A 12932-nucleotide genomic window follows, 5' to 3' on the forward strand; every position below is an offset into this window, starting at 1 on the left:
ATAGTTGCATTGGCTTTGTGTTCTACAAAACTCATTCAATAATTTTCATTTCTACCCTTCTATTTTTTTGTCTTGATGCTTCACTATTATTTTCTGAAATAGGTCTCGTTCCTCCATACGCTTTTGTCTCTATTCTTTTTGCTTCTATATTTTTTCTCATTAAATAAAGTTTGACAGCATCGGCTCTCTCTTGTGAGAGCTTGTAATTGAGCATCGCATCTCCTGCTGTATCGGTGTGTCCTGAAAGTTCGATTCTGACATTTTGATTTTCTTTCATAAACTCAACCAATTCAGAAATTCCTGTTGTATCATTAAAAATAGCTGTTGCCCTTTCAAAACCAATATGCAGACGAACAACATCTCCCTTTTTTATGGAAGTCGTTCCTAATCGAAACTCTCCTTCTGGAAGTGTTTGAAGTTGAGATAATTTGACTAATCCTTGTCCAAATGTACCTGCCCAAACTGTTTTGTCCTTTGGGTTTTGAGCTAGTGTACTGACCATTGTAGAAGGAAAAGCAGAGTTTTGAGGATTAAAAACAGTCCAGCGATTATTTTCGAAGAGGGACAAACCACTAAAAGAAGCTACCCACAAACTCTTATCTGTTGGTAACATTGTTCTGAACTGATAATGCACATCTTTAGACAGCTGTTGCTTTTTTCCTCCTATAAAAAACTGTGCTCTACTTTCTAAAGTAGAACTAATGAGTAACTCATTTTGAGAAGAGAAAGCAATAGAATTGATAGGTTGGTCTTTCAGCGAGGGATAGATTTTCAAACGATTATCTTCCTCTAATGTATAAAGACCTCTTTCAGTAGCTATCCATTTTGTATTATTTTTATCAATGGCAATATCAAAAACCCGTGTAAATGCAATTCTTTCTACACTAATTAAGAGTCTGAACTTAGAATCAATTCGGAAAAGTCCTTCTTCTTCTGTTCCTACCCAAATTGTTTTGTTTTGGTCTTCTACAATTGAAAGAACCGTGTTTTTGTTCGACTTTGAAGGAACTTGTAGATGATAAAATTTTCCTTCTGCATCTATTTTATAAATTCCTGCTCCGTAAGTACCAATATATTTATCGCCATCTTTTCCAATAGCAATACACTTTATACCATAATCTTTTAATTCCGAATTTTTGGGAGTATAAATAGTGGAGTCTTTTTCAGCCCAATGAACTAGTCCTCCTCCTGTTGCTATCCAAAGCGAATTATCTCTTTCATCAAAAGCTAAATCATTGATAAAATTATGAGGAATAGAAGAATTTTTATCACTATAATTATCAAAATGCCAAGCTGGTGTAACTTGTGCAAGACTAGAGGATATAAAAATAGGATATAAAAACAATAAAAAAACAGCCTTTAAAAAGGTTTTACAAGAGAAAATATGGTTATTCATCACGAAGAAGAAATTATTATTTTTTGGATAGGTCATTTTATGATAGAATAACGTATTTTTTCTATCAATTTATATTTTTATAGAATTTTTATCGTGTTTTAACCTACTAAGATAGTAAAGAGAACATTAGTTCTTTATTGCAAATTTGTATCTATCACTTAGTATTCTATCTCCGTGACGCACTTGAAAATAATATTCTTTTACTCCGAAAGTAGAAGCAGCTTGTTTCCATTCTACTCGTTTGTATTCTGTATCAAAAACTTCATCTTGACAATAAACAGGAGCTTGACTTCCTTCTTCAAACAGACAAAGAGTAAGTGTTGCTTGATTTGGATTTCCGTCTAATTTGAAAAAATTCAAATCTAAATCAATAATTATTTGTCCGATATCAGATTGTGGATACGTTCCATCTTCTTCTACCAAAAGCAGTTTTGGACTATAACCATTATCTTTTTTACGACTGGCTTCCAAATCTTTTTTATCTCTATAATAACAATCGAACTTATTGAAAGGAGGTATTTTATCGATAATATCAGTCAGTCCGTCCATCACTTCATTTACTTCATTCATCTGCTTCAATTGTTTTATTTTATTGACAATGAACTCATTATCTTCACGAAGTTTACGTTTTTCTTCTCTTATTTCAGCTACTCGCTTGTCTTCTAAAGCCAAATAACGGTATTCTTTAAATTCTTTTTCCTTTTTAGACAAAGCTCCTTGATAACTTTTAATTGCCTTTTGAAGCTCTTGCGCTTTTCCCTTTAGCTCACTAGCTTCTTGGCTAGAGGATTCTCGGTTTTTGGCAAGCGCACGAATAGTTTGTTCTAAAGTATCGATACGGCGTTTCATCGTTTCGATTTCGGTATCTTGTTCTTTAATAATTTCTCTTGATTCATTGAGAGCTTCTTCTTTTGTGTCGTTACAAGAAGTAAAAAATATACCCGAAAATAAAAAAACAGGAAAGAATAAAAGGTAAATATATTTTTGCATTGCGTTGAATTCAGATTTTTGAAGAGAAATTTTTGTAGAAATACAAATCCCTAACAGTATTTTTTTTGATTAGTAAGACAAAGTTACTATTCGTTATGCGTTAAAAAAAATATCTATTCTTATTTGAAAAGCTTAATTTTGATATTTTTTGCATTTTAACTCCAAAATACGCAAAATCTATTAGTTTGAAAATAATTTTGAGTAAAGAAAAACCCTTTTCTGATTTTTTTATCAAAAAAGGATTTTATTCTGTCAAGAAAGACAAGAGTCAAACTATACACCTACTATTACCTATCATTTTCGGAGCTTACCACAATTCGAACTCCATTTTCTTCTGTATCACTAATTGTCTTTATTTCATCATCTTTCATTACCGATGCTACATTTTCTTTACGTTTTGTGGTATCTCCACTTCTTGGAGTTTGAAGAGGAACAGAACTAACAACTATTTTAACTTCCGAATCGTCCTCTAAATTATTTTGAGTTTGAGAAGAATTCGTTTCTTTGCTTTGTTCGTTTTGTGATGTTTTAGTAGAATCATATTCTAATAACTCTTCTATCGGAACTTTAGTGTCTTTATAAGTATCAACTTTATTGGTAGGCTTATCTTCTCCTAGAAAAGATTCAAACTTCTGATGAAAGTCATTTGCTCTTTTCAGAAGTCCTTTTCTATATATTCTCATCGAAGCAGAAGCTGTTTTGTTATAAATATAGTTTTTACGCTGTTTTAAAAGCCAATCCCACATTTGTTTTTTAGGTTGAGATTCGATGGCTTTTATGGTTTGTGCATTTAACTTTCCTGTTACTTTTAGCCCTTTAAAGCCATCAGCTTTCAAACGTTGTTGAAAATATCTAATTGAAGTAGGAGCAGCATAATACATTTCAGCAAAAAAAGCAGCAATTGCTAAGTCCTCCACGCCGTTTGCACCCGACATATACCAAAACTGTTCACGAATCTTGAAAACATCATCATTTGTCAGATTCCTAAAACGCTGAACAGTTGAAGGGATTCTGAATGTATCTGCCATTGCCAAAAAAGTCTTCCATTCTACACTCCTGCTCACATAACGATAACTATTTACATCCTCTGGATTTGGGCGAATAGTATCAATTTTATTTCCTTCATACTTTTCTACATGGGTAATCCAAGCATTGTATGTTTGTTTGTGTGACTGACTTACCTTTATGATTCCATAAGCAGCTACTGAAGAAATAGAAGCAATAAAGAGAATGAGAAGAGTTTTCATTAGTTTTTAGTTTAAGAAATGGAGTTGTGATATTTTGATTTCTTAACAGAAACGATTTTTTGAGTAGAAAAGTTTTTTATTGTGTACTTCCCTTTAGGTCGAAAACTATTTTTGTTCTATAATAAAAAAAGCACAATCATCATTTATAAAAAATAACAATTGTGCTTTATGTTTTTCTAATTCGATATTCTAAATCAAATCTTACTCTCCCTTATCTTCTTCTGTTGTAGTTTCAGGAAGTAAAACAGCTTTAATATATGCTTTTGTATCCAAATATTTCTTAGCTGCATTTTGTACATCTTCTACCGTCAAGTCGTTCAAAATAGATTTGTTTTTCTCTATACTTTCAGGAGTTTCATTGTAATAATAAAGCCCTTGAAGTGTAGAAAGCCAGTATTTATTTTGCGTTTGTTCGACCTCGTTCTTACGTTTTTCAGCTTCTTTGAATTTCTCCAAATCAGTCTTATCAACATCTCCATTACGTAATTTATCTACCTCTTCGATAGAAGCAGCAATCAAATCATCAACGTTTTCAGGTGCACAAGGAAATGTAATCATTACGTTATAATTCGGAACAGGATATTTATCAACGCTTGTATAAGCACCAGCAGAATAAACGCCTCCTTTTTCTTCACGCAACTTTTCAATAAGTTTGAAGCGCAAAAGACCTGCAAGAGCATTCAATGAAGCTTCATCTTTTGGATTGTATTGCTTCATTTCTCCAGCAAAAGAAAGACGAACATTACTCTGTGGCTCTGAACCTTTTTTATAGATTTTTTCTACCATTCCTTTTGGCGAACGAATACCTAAATCTTTGAAGTTTTCTTTTTTATCTGTTGATGGAAGCGTTGCAATATAAGTTTCTAAAAGAGACTTCATTTTTTCTTCATCAAAGTTTCCTACAAAGAAAAATGTAAAATCAGCAGCATTTGCAAAACGTTCGTTATACATTTTATAAGCCGATTGCCAATCTGTTTTTTCTAGCTCTTCTACTTTTGGAAAACCACTACGAATACTTCCATTTGCCATCAATTGGCTATATTGGTCATAAAAATAATAGTTTGGATTAGAAGCCAAGTTTTGATAAAAACCTTTTTGAGTGGCTACAAAAGAAGCAACGGCATCTTTGTCTTGACGAGGGCTAGTGAAATAAAGGTGCATTAATTGAAGTGCAGTTTCCAAATCTTCTGGCGAAGTGCTTCCTCTCATTCCTTCTGAATATTGAGAAATATAAGGACTAATACGAATCGTTTTCCCAGTCATAAATTTGTCCATATCCGAACCAGAAAGCTCTCCAATTCCAGATTGAGCAATGATAGCAGGAATATTAGAAACAGCAATGTAATCTTTATCTTCATATAAAGAATGTCCACCCATACTGTATGCAGAAACCAAAATCTCATCATTTTTGAAATCTGTTTTCTTCAAAATTACTTTTGCACCATTCGAAAGAGTAAACTCTGTATAACCCATTTTTTCATTGCTTACTTCGTTGGTAATGCTTCCTTTTTTAGGAATGTTTACTTCTTCGATAAGTGAAGTAGCAATTTCTTTTTCCTTATAAGCTTTCAAGTCAGCCTTTGCAGCTTCATTCCAAATACTTACTAATTTATCATCACTAGGAAGATTTACACCTTCTTTTTCCATTCCTGTTAAGACAGCAACACGATTTTCTTCTGTTACCCAACTTTTAGCCATTTGATTCACTTGCTCTAAAGTAATAGAAGGAAGGTTTTTTTCCAAGAACTCATATTCAAATTTTGCACTCGGAATTGGCTGATTTTCTAAGTAATTGTAAACATAACTCATTACAATTCTTTTTGATTCAGTCTTATCTTGTTCTTTGTAGGCTTTTTCATAACGTTTCGAAACTTGCTTTTTGGCTCTGTCTAATTCAGAAGTAGTAAAACCAAATCTTTTCATACGCTCAAATTCTTGCGTAATTGTAGAAAGTCCACCTTCAATATTATCTTCACGAAGTCCTGCATAGAGTTGAAGTGCATCCAAATCACGTCCAATCATATCACCTTGAAAAGCAAAACTATATAAAAACGGAGGACTTGCTTGTTTTTGTAATTCCTCAAAACGAGCATTAAGCATTGTAGTAATAAGTTCACTTGTATAATTTTCTTTCAAGTCAGCATAGGTAGTAACTGCTTTTTTAGGCATTTTATAATACAATTGCAATTGAATAGCTGTTGCTTCTTTATCTGAAACTACTTTTGCCAATGGCTCTTTATTCAAAGGCGTTTTGAAGTTTTTGCGCTCTGCTGGATTTTTTACTTTTGGAATACTTCCAAATGTTTCTTTGATTTTGGCTTCCATTTCTGCCACATCAATATCTCCAACAGCTACGATTGCCATAAGGTCTGGACGATACCATTTTTTATAAAAATTACGGATAGTTTCGTATTTGAAACTTTCCAAAATTTCTTTTTTACCGATTGGCAAACGCTCTGCATAATGCGAACCTTTCAAAAGAGTAGGGAAATATTTTGTACGCATACGCTCATTTGCTCCCTTTCCTCTACGCCACTCTTCGATAACAACGCCACGTTCTTTATCAATTTCTTCGTCTTCAAATAAAACGCCACTTGCCCAATCTTTCAAAATCAAAAGACCTTTATCTACATATCCTGCACTGTCAGTTGGAATAGGCAACATATAAACAGTCTCATCAAAAGAAGTATAAGCATTGAGGTCTGCACCAAAACGAACACCCATTGTTTCCAAGTTATCAATCAAGTCATTTTTCTTGAAATTTGTTGTTCCATTAAATGCCATGTGTTCGGTAAAGTGAGCCAAACCCTGTTGGTCTTCATCTTCTAAAATAGAACCTGCATTAACAGCCAAACGAAGCTCAACACGATTTGCAGGCATTGCATTTTTATGAATGTAGTATTTCATTCCATTTGAAAGTGTTCCTACTTTGACATTTTCGTCAATTGGAATAGGCATTTTCATTTCAGCACCTGCTGTTTTTTCTTCTACTTTTGCACCTTCCGTATCCGTAGTTTGTACAGTTGCTGTTTTACAAGCAAAGAAGGTAGTCAAAAATAAGGCTGAAACAGTACCTACTTTTAGGTACGATTTTAATGAGTTTATCATTAGTTTAAAACAATTATGTTAGCGATTTAATTGACTTATTTAAGATAAATAAATGAACTAAACCTTAGAAAATTTATATAATTATGAATAATGACAAAGGTAAAATTCTTTTCTTAAAATGCAACTAAAAACTTAGTTAATTTTTGAAAAATACATACCTTTACTTTATTTTCTGCCTTGATTTATATATTTATACATTGATATTTACAAATTTGATAAGAGTTCTAATTAAAATACTATAAAACAACAAACCATTTGAAAAGCATAGAGTTTCATTTATAGAATTATGAAAATGAATGATTCTATTTTTTTAATATTGTTTTACTCAAATTTTTTAATCTTATGTTTAGTTTAAAAGGAAAATCTATTATTATCACAGGTGGCGCAATGGGACTTGGTTATGCTACTGCTGAACTTTTTGCAGAGCAAGGCGCATATCTTACACTAGTTGATTATAATGAAGAAAAGTTAGAAGAAGCAAAAAAAGGACTGTCTGAGAAATATTCAAGTGCCAAAATATTGACTGTCATTGCAGATGTATCGAAAGAAGAACAAGTAAAAAACTATGTAAATAAAGCTGTTGAAGAATACTCTCGTATAGATGGTCTTTACAACAATGCAGGTATTGAAGGTGAAACGTCTCTTTTGACAGAATATGATATGGATTCTTTCAAAAAAGTTATCGATATCAATCTTATGGGAGTCTATTACGGAATGCGTTACGTAATTCCTATTATGAAAAAGCAAAAATACGGTAGAATTGTAAATGTAGCTTCAGTAGCTGGTATTCGTGGTGTAAAAAATGAAACCCCTTATGTAGCAAGTAAACATGCTGTTTCAGGCATGACAAAAAATGCAGCCCTAGAATATGGACAAGACGGAATTATGACAAATGCTATTGCCCCTGGTGCAATTGTAACACCTATGGTAGAAGAAGCATTTAAAAAGATTAATCCAGACGACCCAGAGTCTGCTAAAAAAGAATATGCAAAAGCAAATCCGACTTTAAAACTAGGTAAACCGAAAGATGTTGCTACCTTAGTTGGTTTCCTTTTGAGTGAAGAGTGTAGTTATGTGAGTGGACAAACAATTGCTGTTGATGGTGGACAATCTAGTATTTATGGAGATGTATAATAATAAAAATATTTTACAGTAAATCAGAAAGCCATTTTTATTTTTTAGTAGAAATGGCTTTTACTTTGTATCATCTATAAAATTACAAGAATAGAACCCACAGAGATAAGAATCCATAAACTAACACCTAACACCAACGGTCGCCAACCTACTTTTTTGATTTTTTCGATAGATAAGCTAAGACCTATTAGAAAAAGCGTAGTAACAAGTAATTTTTTGGCAACCCAAACCAAATAAGGAGAATATTCTGCTACAAACGGAACATACGTATTTATCACAATAGCCACTACGAATAGTCCGATAAAATAAGGAATTTTGATTTTTGGACTTGTTTTTTTTGTTTTGTTATTTTCTTCTGAATTTGCTTTTTCTGATTCAGAATTACTCTTTTCACTTTTTACATAAAATTTTGTGATTAGAACAGAAAGCAAAACTAAAGGAATAATCCAAAGCGCACGAACGAGTTTTAGGGTAGTAGCAATTTTCAATGATTCATCACTAAAAGTTTCTGCTGCACCTACTACTGAACTGGTATCGTGAATCGCCACAGCCACCCACATGCCAAAGTCTTGAGGAGAAAGATTAAAAAAATGCCCCAAAACAGGAAAAATAATTAGAGCAACAGAGTTAAGTAGAAAAACAACACCCAAAGAAACTGAAATATCAGCATTATCAGCATCAATGACAGGAGAAAAAGCAGCAATAGCACTTCCACCACAAATAGCTGTTCCGACAGAAATAAGTTGAGTCAGTTTGTTTTCTACTTTTAGAATTTTACCTAAAAAAAGACCAATGCCTAGCGTCAGAAAAATACTGCTGACAACCAAACCAATTCCGTTCTGACTTGCCGAAATTGCCATTTGCAAATTGAGACCAAACCCCAAGCCCACCACAGCGACTTTTAAAAGTTGTTTGGTAGCTTTTGCTGTTTGGTCTGGAAAAGGATTTTTGAGAAAATGAGCAAATAAAAGTCCTGTTACTAGAGCAATAGGGCTATTGACAAAGGGAAGCCAACACGCTAAAAGACAGGCGATAAAAAGAATAGGAATGATTTGTTTTTTCAAAATTGTTGTGTGTATGTAGGTGTAGTAAATAGACTACAAATTTACTCACTTTTAATCAAAGTCATTCCGTGTCGAATTTTTATTTACTAAGAAAAGTAATTGTTAATTTCATTAAACCTTATCACAATTATTTTGTATGTCAGTCTTCTAGACTGACCAGTAAGAATAAAAGCTATTCTTTTTATGTTCAGGCAGGATGCCTAAACTACGTAAGACAAACCATAATGACGTTTATTATTTAAAACCCAATTCTACCCAAAGGGGAATATGGTCAGAGATATAACGAGCTTCTTTTAAACTCTTATAATCTTTGTAAAAATGAATTACCTCTGCTCTCTTTGTAACGAAACCTCTTGTTTCTATGAAAATATTATCATATTCTTCATTCAACGGACTTCCGTCTTTTGGTTTCATACGAAGACTTGTTTTTTGCCCTTCAAAGGCTGCTACAAAAGAACGATTTCTGAGTCCATCAAAAGCTTCATGTCTGCCATCAAGATTAAAATCTCCCAAAATTAAAATATTATCAGTTCTGTATTTATTAGGAATTTCCTCTAAAAAAACTACTTCTTTTTCTGGGTCTTTACTCTTCGGAACAGCATGAAAACTTCCTATTAAAATTGTATTTTTTGCTTTTTGTTTTTTGAAGTCAATTTCAAACCTTGCCATATACGGCTCTCTATCTACTTTTTTTGCGATACTTTCCTCCAACCAATCTTTTTTGAGAGAAATTTTAGCATTTTTTGTAGTCGTTTTCCAAACATAAGCATAACGTTCTTTACCATTACCAGAAGTAGGATCGCTTATTTTGTATTCCCATTTACTTCCTGTTCTGTTTAGCTCATCAGCCAATTTTCCGACAGCACGAATACCATATAATGAAGTTGAAACTTCTTGAATAGCTATAATATCGTAATCCTTTAGTTTTTTAGCAATGTATTCAATCTCTTGTGCATCTTTTGATTTGCCAAAATTGTATAGATTCCACGATAAAACCTTAATCGTTTCGCCTTTAAAACTTGCATCTTTATCTACTGAATTATCTGAAAGTATGGGTGAGTTTGAGCGATTATTATTATCTGACTGTTCTAAAGAACCACACGACGAAACAGCAGAAAACAGAACAAACAAGAAAATAAGTGAAAGTATATTTTTTATCATTAGATAGTTTTTTATAAAAAAAGCTGCAAAACATTTATTTGAATCAATTACAATACTACTAATTTTCTAACTTATTTCAGAAAAAAATTCACTTTACTTTGTAATTCAGACCTATTTTACAATAATTATTCAATGAAAAATGTAAGTCCCACCTGAAATGTTAGCATGTCTGTTCTCGTATTTTTAATATCATAGACAAATTCATCAGGAAATAACGGGTCTGGATAGATAGAAGTTTTGGTCAAATACTTTGCTTTACTTCCTTGCGTATAAACTCCACGAATATCTAATTTTATTTCTTCTGAAAGAGAAATAATAACTCCTCCTGCACCACCATATGCAAAAGAAAATCCATCTTGTTCGATAAAAGCATCTAGCTCTTCTCCATCTTCTTCTTCTGTTGTTCTTGTATAGATATATCGCCCTCCGACAAGTCCATCTACATACGGATAAATAAAAGCATCTACCCAGCGAGGCTTAAAGCGCACCATTGCAAAACTCTCAAAAATATTGTTATTTGTATTAAGTGTATAATCAAAGCCATTATTATCGATATAATCTTCTGACTTCATTCCATAAATCATATAACTAGCATCTAAACCTACAGAAACCACAGATGCATCTTCAGTAATTGGAACAAGAAATAATCCTCCAATGCCAAAAGCAACAGATTCATTATTTTCTGCGAACTCTTCTAATGGAAAGCCTGTCTGTAACCTCAAATTAAACTCTACTTGAGCAAATATTTTTTGAGGAGAAAAAAGAAAAACACCCAAAACAATAAGAAGAATAAAATAAGAATGAAAAGAGAATAAATTATGTAATTTTGTAGAGAGTTTGTAGATTCGTGCAGCTAGATGTTTCATAAATTGGTAGATAGTTTGTAGTTATAGTAATGATAAATTTGTGAGGAGCAACCTTTTTTGAGTTTTTGAACTCTATTTTGTGGTCTGATAGTATAGATTAAAATTATAATTGATTTTGAAATAAAAATGTTTGTTAAGTTATTTTCAAAGAAAAATCCTCGTTCGGATTTAGAACTTATTGAAGCCTATAAAGAAACCCGAGATAATAAATTTGTGGGAGAGCTTTTTGAGCGTTATACCCACTTAGTATATGGTGTTTGTCTAAAATATCTCAAAGATGAAGAAGATAGTAAGGATGCTGTTTTACTTATTTTTGAGAAGTTATTGACTGACCTTCTACGTTTTGAGATACAAAATTTCCCTCCTTGGTTGCATCGCCTTACGCAAAATTATTGTTTGATGTATTTACGTCAGCGCAAACGAGAATTTAAACGAAGCGAAGATTATTTTAATAATCAAGATGATGAACGTATGGATTCTGACCCAGATTGGCATCTATCTAATAAAAGTGAAAAACATAAAAAAGAAGAACGGCTAAATAGTATCGAAGATGCATTACATACACTCAACCCAGAACAAAAACAATGTGTAGAACTCTTCTTTTTAGAAGAAAAAAGTTATCAAGAAATTGTGGAACTTACTGGCTTCTCCCTTTCTAAAGTAAAGAGTTTTCTTCAAAATGGAAAAAGAAATATCAAAAAACAGTTAGGAATTCTAACTTTAGCTTTGTGGATATTGTTTATATAGAAAATGATAAAATTATGAGTCAAACCAATACCAATAGAGAAAAAAAGATAAGGAGCATTTTAGAACGCTCTTCAAATATTGATGTCCAAACTTTACAAAAATATATAGATAAAAAACTAACCAAAGAAGAATTACATGAAGTAGAAAAACAACTTCTAAATTCAGATTTTGCTTCTGAAGCTGTGGAAGGCTTTGCTAATGCAGATTTTAGGGTAAATATTGCTGCCAGTACAAATCAACTCAATAAAGAAATTAAAAAATATAATAAAGAGCGAGGTTTTTATAAAACGGATTATAGAGTTTTCTATGCAGCAGCTTCTGTAGCTTTGATTTCTGTTGTTATATTTGGACTTTTTAGGTTTGCAAACACTACTAGTTTTACATCTAATGATTTAGCAACTAAATCAGAACCTACCATTAGTAATGATACTGTGTCAGAAAATAATAATTTAGCACTGAACAAAGAAGAACCTTTAGATAAAAAAACAGAAGATGAATTGATAGAAAAATTGAAGTATGAAGACGTATCTCAAGCAGAAGTGAATAAAAACTCAAATCAAAATACTGAAAAAAATTATAATAATCTAGCTTTAGATAGAGATAAGTCACATACAAGACAAGATTTTTCCACGTCTGATGTTTGGGTGAGTAAAAAAGAAAAAATAAATAAAGATGACCAAATTACAAGTAGTGGCAACTCAGAACAAATGATAGCTTCCTCTCCCATTAGTGCGAATAGACAAATGAATGATTCTGTTTCAACAAATATAGATCAGTTAGCAGATGATGACTATGATTTTTTTTCTAATACAGACAAAAAAAATAATTTAAGAAGCAATCAGAAATCATCAAAAGAAATATTGTTTGATGCAATGAGAGCTTATGACAACAAAAAATATACAGATGCAATTTTTTTATTTGACTCTTATTTGATTACAAATCCAAATGATGCACAAGCTTTGTATTTTGGAGGAGTGTCTTATTATGAAAATCATAATTACAGTAAATCAATTTCTTTACTAGAAGATTTTTTAAAGCAAAAGTCTAGCATGATTTATCAAAAACATAATCAAGATGCAGAATGGTATTTAGCCAATTCATATTTAAAAACAAATCAAAAACAAAAGGCAAAAACTGTTTTACAGAAAATAGCTAACTCTGGTAGTAAATATGCTAGTCAAGCCAAATCATTATTGAAGAAGTAATCCTAAAGGAAAGA

General features: G+C 32.1%; 10 protein-coding genes. 3 read left to right on the forward strand and 7 right to left on the reverse strand.

The annotated features are described in order from the left end of the window. Positions 1 to 31 precede the first annotated feature (31 nt). The 4 genes from WAF17_RS09715 to WAF17_RS09730 form a co-directional block, all read right to left on the reverse strand. Positions 32 to 1432 (reverse strand): OmpA family protein, encoded by a 1401-nt coding sequence (locus WAF17_RS09715; RefSeq protein WP_338769373.1) that lies wholly within the window; start codon positions 1430 to 1432, stop codon positions 32 to 34. A gap of 90 nt (positions 1433 to 1522) precedes the next feature. After that, positions 1523 to 2386: a hypothetical protein gene (locus tag WAF17_RS09720; protein WP_338769376.1), complete on the reverse strand. Its 864-nt coding sequence runs from the start codon at positions 2384 to 2386 to the stop codon at positions 1523 to 1525. A 287-nt stretch (positions 2387 to 2673) separates the two neighbouring features. Next, positions 2674 to 3633: a hypothetical protein gene (locus WAF17_RS09725; RefSeq protein WP_338769378.1), complete on the reverse strand. Its 960-nt coding sequence runs from the start codon at positions 3631 to 3633 to the stop codon at positions 2674 to 2676. 201 nt (positions 3634 to 3834) lie between these two features. Then, complete coding sequence (locus WAF17_RS09730; protein WP_338769380.1) at positions 3835 to 6741, reverse strand: insulinase family protein; 2907 nt, start codon at positions 6739 to 6741, stop codon at positions 3835 to 3837. Between the two features lie 342 nt (positions 6742 to 7083). Here WAF17_RS09730 and WAF17_RS09735 point away from each other — a divergent pair, with 342 nt between their 5' ends. Next, the gene (locus WAF17_RS09735; RefSeq protein ID WP_338769382.1) at positions 7084 to 7875 is read left to right on the forward strand and encodes a glucose 1-dehydrogenase; all 792 of its coding nucleotides are present in this window, start codon (positions 7084 to 7086) and stop codon (positions 7873 to 7875) included. 74 nt (positions 7876 to 7949) lie between these two features. Here the strand turns inward: WAF17_RS09735 and WAF17_RS09740 are convergent, their stop codons facing one another. The 3 genes from WAF17_RS09740 to WAF17_RS09750 all read right to left on the reverse strand — a co-directional run bounded on the left by WAF17_RS09740 (position 7950) and on the right by WAF17_RS09750 (position 10966). After that, complete coding sequence (locus tag WAF17_RS09740) at positions 7950 to 8939, reverse strand: putative sulfate exporter family transporter (protein WP_338769384.1); 990 nt, start codon at positions 8937 to 8939, stop codon at positions 7950 to 7952. Between the two features lie 234 nt (positions 8940 to 9173). Next, positions 9174 to 10100: an endonuclease/exonuclease/phosphatase family protein gene (locus WAF17_RS09745; RefSeq protein ID WP_338769386.1), complete on the reverse strand. Its 927-nt coding sequence runs from the start codon at positions 10098 to 10100 to the stop codon at positions 9174 to 9176. A gap of 125 nt (positions 10101 to 10225) precedes the next feature. Then, the gene (locus WAF17_RS09750) at positions 10226 to 10966 is read right to left on the reverse strand and encodes a hypothetical protein (RefSeq protein WP_338769389.1); all 741 of its coding nucleotides are present in this window, start codon (positions 10964 to 10966) and stop codon (positions 10226 to 10228) included. A gap of 126 nt (positions 10967 to 11092) precedes the next feature. Here WAF17_RS09750 and WAF17_RS09755 point away from each other — a divergent pair, with 126 nt between their 5' ends. Together WAF17_RS09755 and WAF17_RS09760 are read left to right on the forward strand one after the other, a co-directional pair. After that, positions 11093 to 11713, forward strand: coding sequence for an RNA polymerase sigma factor (locus WAF17_RS09755; RefSeq protein ID WP_338769391.1), 621 nt, complete (start codon positions 11093 to 11095; stop codon positions 11711 to 11713). Between the two features lie 14 nt (positions 11714 to 11727). Further along, a complete protein-coding gene (locus WAF17_RS09760; RefSeq protein ID WP_338769394.1) occupies positions 11728 to 12918 on the forward strand; it encodes a tetratricopeptide repeat protein in 1191 nt (396 codons plus the stop codon). Positions 12919 to 12932 lie beyond the last annotated feature (14 nt).

Origin of the sequence: Bernardetia sp. ABR2-2B (genome assembly GCF_037126435.1) — a bacterium.
In the GTDB taxonomy this organism is placed as follows: Bacteria; Bacteroidota; Bacteroidia; order Cytophagales; family Bernardetiaceae; genus Bernardetia.

Coding starts and splice junctions, on each gene's coding strand:
- WAF17_RS09715 (WP_338769373.1), bottom strand. CDS start 1,432: ATGACCTATCCAAAAAATAATAATTTCTTCTTCGTGATGAATAACCAT.
- WAF17_RS09720 (WP_338769376.1), bottom strand. CDS start 2,386: ATGCAAAAATATATTTACCTTTTATTCTTTCCTGTTTTTTTATTTTCG.
- WAF17_RS09725 (WP_338769378.1), bottom strand. CDS start 3,633: ATGAAAACTCTTCTCATTCTCTTTATTGCTTCTATTTCTTCAGTAGCT.
- WAF17_RS09730 (WP_338769380.1), bottom strand. CDS start 6,741: ATGATAAACTCATTAAAATCGTACCTAAAAGTAGGTACTGTTTCAGCC.
- WAF17_RS09735 (WP_338769382.1), top strand. CDS start 7,084: ATGTTTAGTTTAAAAGGAAAATCTATTATTATCACAGGTGGCGCAATG.
- WAF17_RS09745 (WP_338769386.1), bottom strand. CDS start 10,100: ATGATAAAAAATATACTTTCACTTATTTTCTTGTTTGTTCTGTTTTCT.
- WAF17_RS09750 (WP_338769389.1), bottom strand. CDS start 10,966: ATGAAACATCTAGCTGCACGAATCTACAAACTCTCTACAAAATTACAT.
- WAF17_RS09755 (WP_338769391.1), top strand. CDS start 11,093: ATGTTTGTTAAGTTATTTTCAAAGAAAAATCCTCGTTCGGATTTAGAA.
- WAF17_RS09760 (WP_338769394.1), top strand. CDS start 11,728: ATGAGTCAAACCAATACCAATAGAGAAAAAAAGATAAGGAGCATTTTA.